Origin of the sequence: Prochlorococcus sp. MIT 1300 (genome assembly GCF_034092375.1) — a bacterium.
Taxonomy (GTDB): domain Bacteria; phylum Cyanobacteriota; class Cyanobacteriia; order PCC-6307; family Cyanobiaceae; genus MIT-1300.
This window is the reverse complement of sequence record NZ_CP139302.1, coordinates 915,538-932,653: the sequence shown is the minus strand read 5'-3', so window position 1 is coordinate 932,653 and position 17,116 is coordinate 915,538. Positions and strand designations below refer to the sequence as shown.

General features: G+C 42.4%; 15 protein-coding genes. 6 read left to right on the top strand and 9 right to left on the bottom strand.

Translation table 11 applies throughout. The features are described from left to right. Positions 1–84: 84 nt before the first annotated feature. The 3 genes from secE to gloA form a co-directional block, all read right to left on the bottom strand. Positions 85–336 carry a preprotein translocase subunit SecE gene (secE, locus tag SOI83_RS04955; protein ID WP_320675507.1) on the bottom strand — a complete coding sequence of 84 codons (252 nt, stop codon included), beginning with the start codon at positions 334–336 and terminating at the stop codon, positions 85–87. A gap of 76 nt (positions 337–412) precedes the next feature. Next, a complete protein-coding gene (locus tag SOI83_RS04950; RefSeq protein ID WP_320675506.1) occupies positions 413–3,205 on the bottom strand; it encodes an ATP-dependent Clp protease ATP-binding subunit in 2,793 nt (930 codons plus the stop codon). Between the two features lie 5 nt (positions 3,206–3,210). Further along, positions 3,211–3,612: a lactoylglutathione lyase gene (gloA, locus tag SOI83_RS04945; protein WP_320675505.1), complete on the bottom strand. Its 402-nt coding sequence runs from the start codon at positions 3,610–3,612 to the stop codon at positions 3,211–3,213. Positions 3,613–3,761: 149 nt separating this feature from the next. Here gloA and eno point away from each other — a divergent pair, with 149 nt between their 5' ends. After that, positions 3,762–5,057 carry a phosphopyruvate hydratase gene (eno, locus tag SOI83_RS04940; RefSeq protein ID WP_320675504.1) on the top strand — a complete coding sequence of 432 codons (1,296 nt, stop codon included), beginning with the start codon at positions 3,762–3,764 and terminating at the stop codon, positions 5,055–5,057. Between the two features lie 37 nt (positions 5,058–5,094). Here the strand turns inward: eno and SOI83_RS04935 are convergent, their stop codons facing one another. The 3 genes from SOI83_RS04935 to SOI83_RS04925 form a co-directional block, all read right to left on the bottom strand. Continuing rightward, positions 5,095–6,771, bottom strand: a complete 1,677-nt coding sequence (locus SOI83_RS04935; protein WP_320677574.1) for an AarF/ABC1/UbiB kinase family protein — start codon at positions 6,769–6,771, stop codon at positions 5,095–5,097. Between the two features lie 12 nt (positions 6,772–6,783). Continuing rightward, positions 6,784–7,089 (bottom strand): hypothetical protein, encoded by a 306-nt coding sequence (locus SOI83_RS04930; protein WP_320677572.1) that lies wholly within the window; start codon positions 7,087–7,089, stop codon positions 6,784–6,786. 111 nt (positions 7,090–7,200) lie between these two features. Further along, complete coding sequence (locus SOI83_RS04925; RefSeq protein ID WP_320677570.1) at positions 7,201–7,572, bottom strand: hypothetical protein; 372 nt, start codon at positions 7,570–7,572, stop codon at positions 7,201–7,203. Between the two features lie 115 nt (positions 7,573–7,687). On the opposite strand from SOI83_RS04925, the gene SOI83_RS04920 reads away from it, so the two are divergent. Then, positions 7,688–8,644, top strand: a complete 957-nt coding sequence (locus SOI83_RS04920) for an NAD(P)/FAD-dependent oxidoreductase (protein WP_320677566.1) — start codon at positions 7,688–7,690, stop codon at positions 8,642–8,644. 99 nt (positions 8,645–8,743) lie between these two features. On the opposite strand, the gene SOI83_RS04915 is transcribed toward SOI83_RS04920, so the two are convergent. The 3 genes from SOI83_RS04915 to SOI83_RS04905 form a co-directional block, all read right to left on the bottom strand. Next, positions 8,744–9,025 (bottom strand): P-II family nitrogen regulator, encoded by a 282-nt coding sequence (locus SOI83_RS04915; RefSeq protein ID WP_320677565.1) that lies wholly within the window; start codon positions 9,023–9,025, stop codon positions 8,744–8,746. 6 nt (positions 9,026–9,031) lie between these two features. Then, positions 9,032–10,048 (bottom strand): sodium-dependent bicarbonate transport family permease, encoded by a 1,017-nt coding sequence (locus SOI83_RS04910; RefSeq protein ID WP_320677564.1) that lies wholly within the window; start codon positions 10,046–10,048, stop codon positions 9,032–9,034. A gap of 191 nt (positions 10,049–10,239) precedes the next feature. Beyond that, a complete protein-coding gene (locus SOI83_RS04905) occupies positions 10,240–11,958 on the bottom strand; it encodes a SulP family inorganic anion transporter (protein WP_320677563.1) in 1,719 nt (572 codons plus the stop codon). A 171-nt stretch (positions 11,959–12,129) separates the two neighbouring features. Between SOI83_RS04905 and SOI83_RS04900 the strand changes: the two genes are divergently transcribed. From SOI83_RS04900 to SOI83_RS04885, 4 genes are all read left to right on the top strand, one after another. After that, a complete protein-coding gene (locus SOI83_RS04900) occupies positions 12,130–13,098 on the top strand; it encodes a J domain-containing protein (protein ID WP_320677651.1) in 969 nt (322 codons plus the stop codon). A gap of 37 nt (positions 13,099–13,135) precedes the next feature. Next, entirely contained in the window at positions 13,136–14,137 is a 1,002-nt protein-coding gene (gene hemB, locus SOI83_RS04895) for a porphobilinogen synthase (RefSeq protein ID WP_320677562.1), read from the top strand. 105 nt (positions 14,138–14,242) lie between these two features. Then, on the top strand, positions 14,243–14,659 hold the full coding sequence (locus SOI83_RS04890; protein WP_320677561.1) for a VOC family protein: 417 nt from the start codon (positions 14,243–14,245) through the stop codon (positions 14,657–14,659). Next, positions 14,656–17,091: an endonuclease MutS2 gene (locus SOI83_RS04885; RefSeq protein WP_320677560.1), complete on the top strand. Its 2,436-nt coding sequence runs from the start codon at positions 14,656–14,658 to the stop codon at positions 17,089–17,091. Before SOI83_RS04890 ends, SOI83_RS04885 begins: the two co-directional genes overlap by 4 nt. Positions 17,092–17,116: the final 25 nt, after the last annotated feature.

Below are 17,116 nucleotides of genomic sequence, written 5' to 3'. Positions count from 1 at the left end.
AGTTTCTTGAGGGGTGATATCGAAGTCTGTCACTTTCTAGAAGAACGGTGAATGGTGTTTTGATTTTTTGAGGGTTTTTTTGGTTTAACCAAATAATTGAGAAGCCCCCCAACCGTAAAAACGACTTATTGCTGCAATCGATGCAGCTGAAAGGGTGACCATCAGTATGACGGCAATTGATTCGCTGAACAGTTGCTGGCGACTTGGCCAAACAACCAGCTTTAATTCCTCAAGGGTCTTTGATAGAAAACCACGTTGATTGGTGGCCTCTAGCTCCTTTAATTCAGGGATTTCGCTGGTTTCAGCTGAATTTTCCTCAGAAGATGGGCTTGTCACAGTATTGAAGCCGGAGGATGGCGCTGATGCTTTGACATACACTGCCAACTTGACACATTAACGGATAACAGCATCGTTATTGCTCTGGAATAAAAAGTAGTGATGATGATTCTTCTTGCTCTTGTCTCACCCGAATAGCATTGGCACCTATGAAATGTTCTTCTAGAAGCTTTGTTGCGAGAGGGTTTTCTATAGTTCTTCTTACAACTCTCCTTAATGGCCTGGCCCCATATTCAGGTTCATAGCCTTCTTTTGCAAGAAGTTCTATTGCTGATTCATCAACTCTGAGCTCATATCCTTGTTCGGCCAGAAGCTTTCCAAGATCATTTAATTGGAGGCGTACGATCTGTTGGAGATCTTTAGCTTGTAGTGGATTGAATCTAATAATTTCATCAATACGGTTTAAAAATTCAGGTCGAAACTGTTTATTTAATGCTTGATCTATTTGATCTTTTAGTTCGAGACTGATCTTATGTAAATCTGCACCACTTTCCTTAGAGGATATTGAAGAATCAAGTATTGCCCTACTTGCAAGATTACTAGTCATCACTATCACAGTGTGTCTGAAATCAACTGTTCGGCTCTGTGAATCAGTTAGTCGTCCCTCATCGAGTAATTGAAGGAGCAGATTGAATACATCTGGATGGGCTTTTTCAATTTCGTCTAGAAGCAAGACTGCATATGGACGAAGTCTGACAGCTTCGGTTAATTGACCACCTTCTTCATAACCAACATATCCAGGGGGTGCTCCAATCAGTCTTGCTACTCCATTGCGCTCCATGAATTCACTCATATCTAGTCTGACAAGTGCTTCTTCTTCATCAAAAAGTGAATCTGCCAGTGCTTTGGCAAGTTCGGTCTTGCCAACTCCGGTAGGCCCTAAAAATAGGAATGACCCAACAGGCCTTTTGGGATCTTTCATCCCTGCCCTTGCGCGTCTAATAGCAGCTGCAACAGCTTGTACGGCTTTCGGCTGGCCAATTACTTTTTCAGATAAGTGTTTTTCGAGTCGTAATAATTTTTGTCTTTCGCCTGCTAGAAGACGTTGCACTGGGATGCCTGTCCATCTGGCTACAACATCAGCTATATCTTCGGCTTCTACTTCTTCACGGAGCAAAGCGGTTCCTGAAGATCTTTTCTTCGCTATTTCATCTTCTATGAAGGATTTTCTGATTTGAACCACATTTAACTCATCATACTTTAATCTTGCAGCCTCTTCTAAATCTCCTTTATCTTCTGCATCAAGGATAGAAATTTCGAGATCTTCAATTTCTTGAACTAGCCCTTTCAATTCCATGAGATATTGCCGTTCTTCTTCCCAGGATGTATTCAGCTCTTCAAAATATTGCATGGCGATTTTTTTTTCTTCTTCAAGCTCAAACTTTTCTTGTTCTGATATTTTTTTGTTATCAAGTAAAGCAACTTCAATTTTTCTCAGTTCTGCCTGAGCCTCTTCAATGACTTGAGGTTTTGATGAAATATCCATTTTAAATTGAGCTGACGCTTCGTCAATTAGGTCGATTGCTTTGTCCGGCAGACAACGATCACTGATATATCTATCTGAAAGCCGATTTGCGGCTTCTATTGCTGCATCCGTAATTGTCACTCCATGATGAAGCTCATACCTTCCTTTTAAACCTCTAAGAATCTCTATGCTTAATTCAAGATGAGGTTCTTTAATCAAAACTTGTTGAAATCGCCTGTTAAGTGCTTGATCTTTCTCAACGGTCTGACGATAACTTTCGGCAGTTGTTGCACCAATAAGGCGTAGATCACCTCTTGCAAGAACTGGCTTTAAAAGACTTCCTGCCTCGGCACTTGATCGATCTGAGCTGATAACTGTATGCAACTCATCGATAAATAACACTACTCCTGAGTTTGACTCGCTAACTTCTTTTAAGACAGAACGAAATCTCTCCTCAAATTGACCTCTGAATTTTGCACCTGCAATTAATGCTCCCAGGTCTAGGGAAACTAGTCTTAAACCTTTTAAGGTGTCAGGAACATCGCCAGAGATTATCCTTTGGGCAAAAAGTTCTGCAACGGCTGTTTTCCCGACACCTGGAGCGCCTATTAATACAGGATTATTTTTGCTTCTGCGAGAGAGGACTTTTATTAACTGTCTAATCTCTACGTCTCTACCAATGACTGGATCTAATTCTCCAAGTTTTGCGGCAGATGTGAGGTCTCTGCAATATATCTCAAGAGCTGTTGCTGTTGGTTCGTCTTCATTATTTAGGATTGATTTCTTTATTGAGAAATCATTATTGGCTTGATTTTGTTCTTGAATGTTTTCTTGGGGCTTTTGAGCGTTAGAGGTTGACTTCGTGGACGACTTGGACTTTCCATTTTGGGTTGTTGATGCTCTCGTCGATAGTGCTTGAGTTGCTTGTGATGATAGTGGAAGTTTTCTTAATTCTGCTTCTAATCGCTCACTAGGTAAGCCTAATTTGTCAAAAAGTTCACTTCCTATTCGAGGATCTTTCGCAAACGCTACAAGTAAGTGAGAAACTTCTATTAATTTTGATCCCCAATGGTTTCTGAATCTATCTGCTTCTTCCAGAAGATCTTCCAAATCATTGCCTATAAATAATTCAGATCCACGAGATAGCTTTTGCTCTGAAAGAAAACCTTCAAGGAGGTCTAGCAGCTTGTCTTTGTCAATCGGCAGGGCTTCTATTAAGCGGCTGTATGCCCTATCAGTAAATAGAACCTGTAAAAGATGCTCCACATCGAGTTGAATATGCCGCCATTGGCGTGCAGTGTCTTCACCGGCTAATAAAAGCTCCCAGGCTTCATCACTAAAACATTCAGGGTTGCTAGTCAGGCTGCTTTGCATAGAACTGGGATAGTTGGCCTGGTTGGACATTTGATTTAGACCGTATTTTTGCCAGGGATCAATTCAATTAGTTCAATTTTGTAACCATCAGGATCTTCTAGAAATGCGATAACAGTTTGCCCATGGCTCATTGGACCAGGTGGCCTGGTTATATGACCTCCCTCTTTTGTGATTGCAGCACATGTTGCGTGAATGTCTTTAACTCCGATTGCGATGTGACCGTAGCCCTGACCAATCTCGTAATTTGTTTTGTCCCAATTATGGGTTAGCTCAAGAACTGTGTTTTGTTTTTCATCTCCATACCCAACAAAGGCCAAGGTAAAGCGGCCAGTGGGATAGTCTTTTTTCCTTAAGAGCTTCATCCCTAATACTTTTGTATAAAAGGATAAGGATTTTTCTAAATCCCCTACTCTTAGCATTGTGTGGAGCATGCGCATATTTGATGGCCTCTAGGTAGATGGAGAGTTAAGTTTCATTCTGGATCCAAAATGCCCTAAAGCTTTTCGCTAAAGAGCAGGAGTCTCAAACAACTCAAGCCGTTTGTCTTGACGACTTATAAGATCCAAGAAACCTCGATTAGACAAACGTGATTGATTCTCTTGATTTAGTAATAGATACCATTATGGCTAGAGAGGTCCTGGACTCACGCGGTAATCCGACCGTAGAAGCAGAAGTCCTTCTTGAGGGAGGCGCCATAGGCCGCGCGATGGTACCCAGTGGAGCAAGTACAGGCGCACACGAAGCTCATGAATTAAGAGATGGTGGTAGTCGCTACATGGGTAAAGGTGTCACCAAGGCGGTGGGTTATATCGAAGAACGTATTGCACCAGCACTTTGTGGGCTGTCTTCTCTGGATCAACTCACTGTTGATATGACAATGCAAGAACTAGATGGGAGTGAGAACAAAGCTGCCTTAGGCGCTAACTCAATTCTTGCAGTGAGTATGGCTACAGCAAGGGCGGCGGCTAATGGTTTGGGATTGCCCTTATACCGCTATTTAGGGGGGCCGATGGCGAATCTACTCCCAGTCCCATTAATGAATGTGATTAACGGCGGAGCTCATGCGGCAAATAATCTTGACTTTCAAGAGTTCATGTTGGTTCCTCATGGCGCTTCAAGTTTCAGAGAAGCATTGAGGATGGGAGCAGAAGTGTTCCATACATTGAAGGGTCTTCTTGCTGCTGAGGGTTTATCAACAGCTGTTGGAGATGAAGGTGGGTTCGCTCCTGATTTATCTAGTAATGATGCTGCTGGAGAAATGTTGGTTAGAGCAATTGAGAAGGCGGGCTTTAAACCAGGAAAGCAGATAGCTCTTGCTTTAGATGTTGCCAGTACAGAGTTTTACAGTAATGGTTTATATAATTTTGGTTCTGGGAGTTATACGAGCACAGAAATGGTAGATGAGTTAAGGAAATTAGTTGATAAATACCCTATTGTTTCTATTGAAGATGGTTTAGCAGAAGATGATTGGAATGGATGGTCAACACTAACTGATTCTTTGGGTAAGAGAGTTCAGCTTGTAGGTGATGATTTGTTCGTTACAAATACTCTTAGATTGAAGAAGGGAATTGAGAAAAATATTGCAAATTCAATTTTGATAAAGGTCAATCAAATTGGTTCTCTTAGTGAGACTCTTCAGGCTATAGATCTTGCTACGAGTTCTGGATATACGAGCGTGATTAGCCATCGCAGTGGTGAAACAGAAGATACTACTATCGCTGACCTAGCAGTTGCAACTAGGGCGGGCCAAATTAAAACTGGCTCTTTAAGCCGAAGTGAAAGGGTCGCTAAATATAATCAACTTCTTCGAATTGAGGATGAGCTTGGTAGTCAGGCTATTTATGCAGGATCTGTTGGTAAAGGACCTCAATGGAAGGATTAAATCTTTTCAGGTTGTTGTTATCTTCTTAAAATTTAGATTAGATATTTTCCGAACCAACCCTGGGGATTCGATCATCACTTTTTATTCTCATTTGTAACTTTAACCAGCTTAAAATTGCTGGAAGGCTGAAGGCTATAGGGACTAAAGCCCATATAGGCCGTTCACCTGAGCCAAGTATTGCTGCAGTCACGCTGAGTGCTCCCAGGATTATTGACTGCCCTACAAATTGTTGTGCATTTGCTATTCGACGAAGGTGTCTATCTGACTCCCCCATCCGAATTTGTAATTGCAAATCACCCTGTTCAAGTCTTTCAAGACTTTCATCAAGACGTTTTGGTAAGGCAACAGCACGGCTCCCGATGGCTCCAACCTGACGGCCTAGTTCATTGATGAGATCATTTGGACTGGAATTGCTTGAGGTCATGAGGGGGATTAAGTATGGCTGAGCAATTGCCATCAAATTAAAGCTTGGGTCAAGAGTTCGTCCAACTCCTTCGAAAGTAGTCATTGCCCTCATGACGAAAATTAGTTCAACAGGTATGCGAAATGGCTTGCCATAGACCAAGTCATACAAGTCCCCTGAAAGCTTTTCAAGGATATCTGCTTTGAAAGGAGGAGTTAGGGCTTCTTGCAACATCACTCTGATTAAGCGCCTTACTGGGCCTACATCCACTTCGGATGCAATGAGCCCAACTGCTTGGAATTCCTTTACTAGCGCTGAAGCGTCTTTAATTGCGGCTGCACGGACCATTGACCCGATTCGACTTTTCAGTCCGTCTGAAATTAATCCCATCATCCCAAAGTCGTAGTAGATCAGAGAACCGTCTGCTGCAACAGCAAGGTTCCCCGGATGAGGATCGGCATGGAAGAATCCAAATCGTACAAGTTGTTGCAAGTAACTACTTGTGCCAATTTTTGCGATATCAGATGGGTTAATGCCTGCTTTGATTAAACTTTCTCGATCATTAATCTTTATACCTGGTAAATAATCGAGGCAGAGTACTTCTCTTGTACTGAGTTCCCATATAACTCCCGGAATACTAACCTTTGGATTATCAAAAAATTGCTGACGAAATCTAGCTGCATACTGTGCTTCGATTTGAAAATCGAGTTCTTTCATTAATACTCGACGACATTCTTTGGCTATGCCTATCCAGTCACGTCCCTTCCCCCATTCAGGGTGTCGTTGCAATAGAGCGGCAACTTTTTGCATGACTTCAAGATCAAGCTTAAATAGTTTCTGAAGGCCAGGCCGCTGTATTTTTAGTACTACTTGACGTCCACTTCTCAACCTTGCTCTATGAACTTGAGCGAGGGATGCTGCCCCTAATGGATGTCTTTCTATATCAATAATTTCTGCATAACGTGGCCCAAGTTCTCTTCGCAATACTTTCTCAGCAGTTTCAAATTTAAAAGGAGGTACTTTGTCTTGAAGATCTGCCAGTTCAATTACCCAATTGGCTGGTAAAACATCTGGTCTTGCTGAGAGGAGCTGGCCAAGTTTAATAAAAGCTGAGCCAAGGTAAATTAACTTTTTGGCAAGCCATTGAGCACTTTTTTTTTGCCTAGCTTTAAATCTTTCAGCAGTCCACCCTCCTGGGTAAGTCCATTTTTGAGTGTCAAACCAAATTATAAGAATTAACTTTATTACCCCATGCCAGATAAGGAAAATCCTCACTCCTCTTGAAATAGTTGATTTGGGAAAATATTTCATCAGCTTATATATCTAATCAAGTTTCCTGTTTAACAGAGATAGTCTTTCCCTCAGTCCATCAATCTTTTCTTGAATAGCTTCTTTGTTTTGATTGTCTGGAGCTGTAGATTTTGAAGTGCCTTCTTGTTGGGAGATGCTGTCAATTCGCTCTGCTTCTAATTTAACTTCTTCTTTAAAAAGATCCCATTCTGTCTGAATTCGTTGAGGGGCATCATCAACTAGTAGAGAAATTTTTTTTGTCGTATCAGCCAAGCTTTTATTTAACCGTACTATTAGGCGATTGAGTGTTGCTTTGAGTAGAGAGTCTGATGAGCTCATTATTGAGACGATTATTTTTTAGGATTTTCCAGTTTTACTGGCTTGAAGGAGTCGCCAAGACTTTTTCATTTGGGCTTGGATACCTGTTTTTGATTTAGAACAGATGCAATATTAATTTGCAGGAATTCTAGGGATATCAGGCCTGATCCAGGGGGCGTATGGCGTTTTTAGCTTTGCTTTGATGTTCGTTTGATGAAAGGTCTCTTCGCTTGCTTCTGGCTTGAAAGATTGTGAGGCTCCAGATTGCTTGAATTCGCTTGCTGCAGCTCTTTCTTTTGACCTGTGGTCCGACTTTAGTGCTTTTAAGCTTTTCCCAGGCAGTGGCTTATTGCTAAAAGGCTCTTCGATTGCCTTTCGCCAGTTTCTTTGAAGTATGGCAACCCTTTGTGTAATGCCATGACCAAGTGCAAAGCAGCAGCCTGCTATCAAGGGGCCTAACCAGAAAGCAGGCTTGCGTTTTAATGGTGATTCCAATCGCTTCATGAAGGCCAGTTAGTCGTTTTGGCTTAGAACTAGAAGGGGATTGCTGAAATTTACTAGGGCTTTTGCTCACAAGCCTCCTCTATCAGTAATAATCTCACTAGAAGAGTATTAGACCTTGGAAACAATCGAAGCAGATGTGGTGATTGTGGGAGGCGGACCAGCCGGCTGCACCTGCGCTCTATATACCTCAAGGGCAGATTTGAAGACGGTGATTCTCGATAAGAACCCAGCAGTAGGGGCCTTGGCTATTACTCATCAAATTGCCAATTATCCAGGGGTTCCCACTGACATGAGTGGAGAGGACTTGCTTGCTTTGATGCGTGACCAGGCTGTTCAGTATGGGACTGACTATCGTCGTGCTCAAGTCTTCGGAGTTGATGTGAATGATGAATGGAAGACTGTCTATACCCCAGAAGGAACATTTAAGGGTCGTGCTTTAGTTCTTGCTAGTGGAGCAATGGGGCGACCAGCCTCCTTTAAGGGAGAAGCTGATTTTTTGGGTAAGGGAGTCAGTTATTGCGCTACTTGCGATGGGGCTTTTTATAGAGGGAAAGAAGTGGCTGTAGTAGGGATTAATAAGGAAGCCATAGAGGAAGCTCAAGTCCTAACAAAGTTTGCTTCGATGGTTCATTGGATTACTTCCAATGAACCTAAGGATGATGACTTCCATGCAAAAGATTTAATTGCACAGTCAAATGTTAAGCATTGGAATCGAACTAGAATGATGGAAATTCAAGGAAATGAATCAGGAGTTACGGGAATTCAGATAAAGCCGCGCTCTCAGGATGAATTGGAGTCAATCTCTGTAGAAGGAGTTTTTGTATACATGACTGGTTCCAAGCCTATTACTGATTTTCTTGGAGACCAGGTTGCTTTTAAAGAAGATGGGGGAGTGGTAGTTGATGATTTCATGGCGACAACTTCTGAAGGGGTTTGGGCTATAGGAGATATAAGAAATACACCATTTAAGCAAGCAGTTGTGGCAGCATCTGATGGATGTATTGCTGCTATGGCAATTGATAGATTTTTGAATAGCCGCAAAATTATTCGTGTGGACTGGGTGCATTCATAAAACTATTAATATCTAGGCTTATACACTAGTTGACTTGAAAATAAAACCTGATAATTCTTTGAGATTTAAAGTCAAATACGATTATTATATATGCACTTATTAAAGTGAGGTCGCCTCGGAAACATATGCAACTCCACCGTAATAACTTAGAAGTTGTTTAATATTATCTCTAAGTTTGTCAAGAACCGATTCTTCACAAAAAACAATTACGTGCGCATTAGCTCCTAGTCCAGTAAATTCCATATCCTCAGACACAACACGCTCTGGGCCGCGACCTGTTGCGTGTTTCATTACTGTGTAGCCAGGTACTTCAGCATCTTCTAATGACTTGAGTACTTCATGTAACTCTCTTTCGCTAAAGATCAGATCTAATCGTTTCATTAATTTTTAAGGAGTTAAGGGAATTAGCTTGTTGACCAATTCCATGTATAGAGGGATTCCGAAAATTATGTTAAAGGGGAAAGTTACTCCAAGAGTAGTTGAGATGTAATAACTTGATTTAGCTTCTGGGACTGTCATACGCATTGCTGCTGGGACTGCAAGATAAGAGGCGCTTGCACAAAGAACTACAAAAAGCAGTGCATTGCCAGGGCCAAGATTCAATGCTCTAGCTACAAATACTCCCAGAAATGCGTTGAACAAAGGCATCCCAACAGCAAAAGCAACTAAGAAAGAACCTGCCTGTCTAAGACTAGGGAGCCTTTGGGCGGCAACAATGCCCATATCTAAGAGGAAGAAGCATTCTGCTCCGTAGAAAAGGCCCTCTGTAAAAGGCTTCATGTTTTGAACGCCTGCAGGATTATTTCCTGCTTGTAATGAAGTTAAGAAGCCTATTAATAAACTACCTAGAAGAAGGTATACAGAACCATTGAGCATTGCTTCATGCAGAATGGCTCTCCAGCGAATCTTTTTAGAAACAGGTCGGTTTTTAGGAGCAGCTAATTTTACTAATACAAGTCCAACAATTATTGCTGGAGACTCCATTAGAGCCAATGCGGCTACCATAAAACCATCGGAACTAATATTTTGACTTTGAAGAAAACTTTGAGCAGTAATGAAAGTCACTGCACTTATAGATCCATAGGCAGCCGCAATTGCAGCAGAATTGAAAACGTCGAACTTTAGCCTCAGGACTGCAAAACAAATCAAAGGCAAAAGTAAAGACATCAGAATGGCTGCACCCACTGTGGGTAAAACCTGTCCCCCTAAACCTGTTTGTTGAAGCTCTAGCTGCAGCTCTAGCCCTCCCTTGAAACCTATTGCTAATAACAGGTAGAGCGAAAATAATTTTGGAAGCGGAGCAGGTATCTCTAAGTCTGATCGAACGAAAACAGCAACCGTTCCCAGGAAAAAGAAAAGAACGGGTGGGGTTAAGACGTTTTGCAGGACAAGGCTTGCGCCCATGCTAAAAGGTGAGGAATAGGGAATGGAGGGATGTCAGTTTTGAGATTTTCATTAACTGACTGGAAGTTGATTATTAGGCATGACAAATCCTTGAGGGCTTTTGATCATGCGAAGCTTTGCATATCGTCTCATTTGGATTTGATTAATTCAACTCTGCTTGACCTTGGAAAGCAATTAAGAGCTGCTAACTGTCAACTTCCTAGGACTTCTGCAGCTGACCTGAGTGCTTCAAGCCTTGTGCTCACAATTCCTTCAACTCCAAATTTTTGTAGTCTTTCTCTTACTTTGCCGCTGGATGTAGCAACAAATGCTTTTCTTGAGTTTGTTTTTGCTTCTTGAACCATGTCTTCTATAGCTAGGGTTGCCGTGACTCCGAGTCGAGGAACATCCGTAATGTCAAGAACTAAAACTTTGTAATTCCTAACTAACATCATTCTTTCTGTAATACCCTTTGCTGCTCCAAAACTTAGTGGACCTTTTAATCTGAAGAACATTAAATCTCCAGCGCATTTGTCTACAAGGTCTTTTTCCTCTTGGGATAAAGTTGAGTCATTGTTGAGATTTTGCGTTTCACCATCTAATGGAATCTCAGCTTCCATATCTTCCAGTTGAGTTTGGGTGATTGAGTCGATGGTTAGTAGATTTGCCACAAATACCCCTACTAGTACTGCACCAATAAGTTGCCAGAAGACTGTCATTAGAAGCACTCCCCACATGACTGCAGCTGTTTTAGCTGAAAGGCGATGTGCTCTTAATAGGAACCTCCAGTCAATGATATCTAACCCAACCTTGACTAAAATTCCTGCAAGAAGTGCGTTAGGTATTGTTGATGCTAAGTCTCCAGCTATGTATAAAACAATTAGTAGGATCACTGAATGAACCATCCCCGAGATAGGGGTTTTCCCTCCAGACTTAACATTGATAACAGTTCGCATTGTGGCTCCAGCCCCTGGAAGGCCTTGAAATAGTCCCGCTACCGCATTACCAATGCCCTGACCAATTAGCTCACGGTCGGAGTTGTGGCGTGTCTGTGAAATATTATCCGCAACTAATGATGTAAGTAATGAGTCAATTGCACCTAGGACAGCGAGCATTAAGCCTGCTTGGATGATTACATTAAAGTGATTATTAAAGTTTGGAACTACAAAACTTAGCCCTCCAGGTGGGATCTCGCCAATTCTTGGCAGAGTAGTTAATCCTTTCGCTGCAAGACTTGAGTCTGAGAAAAGTAGAATTGAAAGTGGTGTAACTATTAGAAGCGCAAGCAGTGGAGAAGGTACCCATTGGCTAACTTTTCTTGGTGTTAGAAATACAATTGCAAGTGTCATGACACTTACACTGATTGCAGACCAATTCAGAACAAATGCTTCTGAGCCAAATTCAGTGAATACTTTGTTGACTGACTGGATAACATTTAAACCTGAAGTGTCTATGCCAAGCAAAGGCCCTATTTGAATTGCGAGAATAATTACCCCTATCCCCGACATAAACCCTGAAACAACTGAATAGGGTACTAAAGTTATATATTTACCTAGTTTAAGTAAGCCAAAAAGTATTTGAAATATGCCTCCTACAACTACTGCTGCCATGACAAGTGGTAACAAAGTGCCAGGACCCTGAGATCCTGGCAGTGCGTTGGCCACACCAATGCCTACGAGAGTTGTAACTACACCCGTTACTGTCATGCTCATGGGCCCGGTTGGACCACTTACTTGTGCAGGGGTGCCTCCAAACAATGCTGCAAAGAAGCCAACAATAATTGCTCCATAGAGGCCATAGATCGCACCTCCCTGACCAAGCGCAGCATTGCCGAAGGCAAGCGCCAAAGGTAAAGCGACTACAGCTGCTGTAATTCCTCCTAGAACATCCCCTCTCAGGTTTTTAGTGTTGAATCCATGAATCAGTGACACGCTTCAGCTTCTCCTACTTATTAACCTTTCAAAGATTTTATAGGTTCATCTGCCCGTTTATTTGAAATAGGCCAAAAGTTGCGTTCGGGCTTCCCTACATCTTCCAGAAGCAAACTTCTGCTGCTAACTGAGAAAATTACAGATAAGTAGCTAAGAGGGGGGGTTGTGGATATGTCCCCTGGAGGGTTCAGGGACTACTTCAATATCTTGGGGGTTCCGCGTGGTGCCAACCCCGACGAGATCAAACGTGCTTTTAGGAAAATGGCACGGAAATACCACCCCGATGTTAATCCTGGTGATTTGAGCGCTGAGGCAAAGTTCAAAGAGGTCAACGAGGCCTATGAAGTTCTTTCTGATCCTGAAAAGCGTCGTCGGTATGAACAGTTTGGACAGTACTGGAAGAATTCTGGAGGAGTGGGCAACGCTAGTGGTGGTTTTGATGTCGATTTTGGCCAATACGGCAATTTTGATGAATTTGTAAATGATTTGTTAGGACGCTTCTCAGGTCCTATGGGAGGCCCTGGTTTTGGAGGAGGTTTCCCTGGATCGTATGGATTCACAGCGGGCAGTGGGTTTCCTAGAAGCTCAAATCAAAGGAGTTTGAACCTTGATGCTGAAGCGAGAGTAAAGATAAGCTTTTCGGAGGCTTTCACTGGAACCAAACGCACCTTGTCGGTGAATGATGAAAGAGTTCAGGTTCAGATCCCTAAAGGTATTCAGTCAGGCTCTAAATTGCGTTTAAAGGGTAAGGGAAATATTCAGCCAGGCACTGGTCGAAGAGGTGATCTATATCTAAATATTGAGATTCTTCCTCATTCAATTTGGCGACTTGAAGGGAGTCAGTTGCGTGCTGATTTACCTGTTTCTTTAGATGAACTTGCTTTAGGTGCAAATTTAAGAGTAATTACTCCGGATGGAGAAGCAGAGGTTTTTGTACCTGCAGGAACCCCTCCAGGGAAAAGTTTGCGATTAAAGGGTAAAGGCTGGCCCTCAAAGCTCGGGCGCGGAGACTTATTTTTAACCTTAAGCTTGCAAATTCCCGACACATGGAGCTCTGAAGAGATAAAGCTTTTGGAGGGGTTGAAAAAAGCTAGATCTCATGACCCCCGAGAAGCTTGGCTTAAAGCAGCACGTTTTTGAGGTGGCTCTACCATCAATATCTAAAGCTTAGAAAAAGATGGATCTCACCTATCGCCCCCGCAGATTGCGTAGGACACCTTCGATCAGGGAAATGGTCAGGGAATACTCGTTAAATCCCAGTGATTTTATCTATCCGTTATTTGTCCATGAAGGTAATGATGTCGAACCTATTGGAGCGATGCCTGGTGCATATCGATGGACTATTGATCGCTTGATGGGAGAGGTCTCAAGAGCTTGGGATTTAGGTATTCGTTCAGTGGTACTTTTCCCAAAGATTGATGATGAACTAAAAACTGAGGATGGAGCTGAGTGCTTTAACGAGGATGGGTTAATCCCTAGAGCTATTAGACGCCTTAAAGAAGAGTTGCCAGAAATGACTGTGATGACTGATGTGGCTTTAGATCCTTATTCTTGCGATGGTCATGATGGAATTGTTAGTTCCGAGGGAATTGTCCTGAATGACGAAACTATCTTGAATTTATGCAGACAGGCAGTTGTTCAGGCTGAGGCTGGAGCTGACTTAATTGGTCCAAGCGACATGATGGATGGTCGTGTTGGGGCCATTCGTGAGGCCCTTGATGAAGAGGGTTTTGAACATGTTGGGATCATTAGTTATACGGCAAAATATGCATCCGCTTATTACGGGCCATTTCGAGAAGCTCTTGATTCCGCTCCTCGAGAAGATGGCGGGAAGCCCATTCCTAAAAACAAAAGCACCTATCAGATGGATCCGGCTAATGGTCGAGAGGCTATTACCGAGGCTCAATTAGATGAGCAGGAGGGTGCTGACATTCTTATGGTTAAACCAGGTCTTGCTTATTTAGATATTATTCATCGTCTTAGAAATGAGTCTGAGTTGCCAATTGCGGCCTATAATGTTAGTGGGGAATATGCGATGGTTAAGGCGGCATCTGCTAAAGGTTGGATAGATGAGAAGGCCATTGTTTTGGAAACTTTATTGAGCTTTAAGCGAGCTGGAGCTGATTTGATCCTTACCTATCACGCCTGTGATGCTGCAAGTTGGTTAAGTGAATCTTGAGCTAAGAAAGATTGTTGTCGTCTAGTTGAATGTTTTCTTCCAGTAAATAAATACTCTTTTGCCCTTTCTAATATGTAATCTTCCATTAGAGCTTTACATCCCAGAATGGCTTTGCAAAACAGCAGGTTGACTGTTCAAAGGCTGGGCCATATTGCGATTCGTGTGCAAAATATGGACCGAGCTAGAGACTTTTATTTGGCTCTTGGTATGAAGCTTGTTTGGGATGATCGGGATTGGTGTTACCTAGAAGCGGGTTCAGGCAGGGATGGGCTTGCACTTTTAGGGCCAGGGTATAAAGCTGCAGGACCTCATTTCGCTTTTCATTTTACTGAGAGAACTGAAATTGATCTAATGCATAAGCAACTAGAACAAAATGGTTGTCAAGTTGGTGCTATTCATGAGCATCGAGACGGAACTGCTTCTTTTTATTTAAAAGATACGGAGGGCAATTGGTTGGAAATGCTTTTTCACCCTCCAGCAGGAATTCCTACTAATCAGGGGGATGGACAAGTTTTTGCATGACCCCTCTTGGCCCTGCTGCAAGAGGCGACTATGCGTCCAATGTGCTTCAGGAAACCCTGGAGCTTTTGGAGTGGCCATTGCTATGTGAACATCTATCTAGCTTTGCTTGTACTCCTCAAGGAGAAAGAGTTTGCAGAAATCTTGAGCTTCCAGCAGATTTCTCTACTAGCCAACAAAGGCTTTTAGAAACATTAGAGATAGATCTGATCGACAGTTCAATTGAGGGTGGATTGAACTTTGATGGAGTGCATGAAATTAGGAAAACTGTTGAGCGATGTCATAAAGGTGGGGTGGCTTCTGGTGAGGAGCTTTTGTTCATTGCTCATACACTTGCGTCTGCGAGACGTTTGCGTAGGCAATTAGATGATCCATCTCTTTGGCCAACAATTTTTGCGTTATTAGAAAAGCTCTCAACTCTTCCTAATCTTGAAAAACAACTTAAATATGGACTTGAGGAAGGAGGTCGAGTTGCTGATCGCGCAAGTAGTTCTTTAGCGGGTCTTCGTGCTAGAAGAAAATTATTGCAGGAAGAGCGGAAAAGTTGTTTACAAGCGCTGTTGAAATTATATGGAGGAAGGCTTCAAGATTCTTTACTTGCGGAAAGAAATGGAAGACCAGTTCTTTCCATTAGGGCGAGTGCTTCATCTGAAGTTAGTGGTTTAGTGCATGGACGCTCTTCATCAGGACATACTGTTTTTATTGAGCCTCAAGAAGTTATTCCTCTTGGCCATCGCTTAGCTGATTTGGAATTGCAAATTGTCGATGAGGAGAGGAGATTATTAACTATATGGAGTCAATTAGTTGGTGAAAATTACTTTGAACTATCGCGACTTGAAGAAATACTCCTAAAAATTGAGCTGGCTCTTTCACGAGCTCGTTATAGCAAATGGTTGGGTGGAAAATCTCCTAAACTTTATGAACATGAAGATGGACAAATTACTTTGAAGGGTTTTCGTCACCCTTTACTTATGTGGCAGAACCTTAAAGAGCAGGGTATAGAAGTAATGCCTATTAGCATTGAAGTTCCATCCTCTCTAAAGGTTGTAGCGATCACGGGCCCTAATACTGGGGGCAAAACAGTAACTATTAAGAGTATTGGGTTGGCCATGCTGATGGCTAAATCAGGTCTCTTAATCCCTTGTGAAACTAGTCCATCTTTGCCTTGGTGCGAAATGGTTTTGGCAGATATTGGTGATGAGCAGTCGATTCAACAGAATCTTTCTACTTTCAGTGGTCATATTAATCGTATATCTCGAATTCTTGATGCACTAAATGAGCAACCTGTTAATGCATTAGTTCTTTTAGATGAGGTAGGTGCTGGTACTGATCCAAGTGAGGGGAGTGCTTTGGCAAGAGCACTACTTTCTACATTGGCAGATATGGCGCGTTTAACAATCGCCACGACTCATTTTGGTGAGTTGAAGGCCCTGAAATACTCTGATTCAAGGTTCGAAAATGCTTCTGTCGCTTTTGATAGCGAAACGATGTCGCCTACTTATCAGTTGCTATGGGGTATTCCTGGTCGCAGTAATGCATTAGCAATAGCAAAACGACTTGGCCTTAAATTAGACATCATTGATCAGGCACAAGAGTTGTTGCGCCTTAGTGGCGGCTTACAAGTCAATAAAATTATTAGTGGTCTTGAAGAACAGCGGAATCGTCAGCAAGCAGCTGCAGAAGATGCAGCTGCTTTGTTGGCACGTACTGAATTGCTCCATGAGGAGTTACTGAGTCATTGGAAACAGCAGAGTGATAGGTCAGCTGAAATCCAACAACAAGCCCGCCAGGAATTAGCTAATTCTATTCGTGAAGGCCAGCGGGAAGTGCGTAAATTGATTAGTCGTCTTAGGGCAGATGGTGCTGATGGTGAGACGGCTAGACAAGCAGGACAAAAACTTCGTCAATTGGAATTAGAAGCTAGATCAATTTCTCAGAGAAGAAATCAGCAATGGTGGCGTCCTGAAGTTGGTGATCGTATTAAACTGTTGGCTCTAGGTAAGTCAGCACAAGTAGTAGCGATTTCTGATGATAGAACCCAAGTTACTGTTCTTTGTGGGGTTTTAAGAAGTACTGTCCCTATTGAGGCTATTGAGAGTCTTGATGGAGTAAGGCCAACACCTACTCCTCAAGTGCTTGTAAAAGGTGGTAACAGAAAAGCTTCATTAAATTCTTCTCTTTTAGTAAGAACATCGAGGAATACTGTTGATGTACGTGGGTTAAGGGTGCATGAAGCTGAGGCTGTGATTGAGGAATATATACGAGGCCTTAGTGGGTGTGTTTGGGTTATACACGGCATAGGTACTGGAAGATTGAAGCGAGGATTGCGGCAGTGGCTTGCAAATGTTCCTTACGTTGAGCGTATAGGTGATGCAGAACCAGTTGATGGTGGATCAGGTTGCACTGTTATCTGGTTGAAAAGCTTAACTATTTAGTGAAGAAAATATAATTCCCAATCAA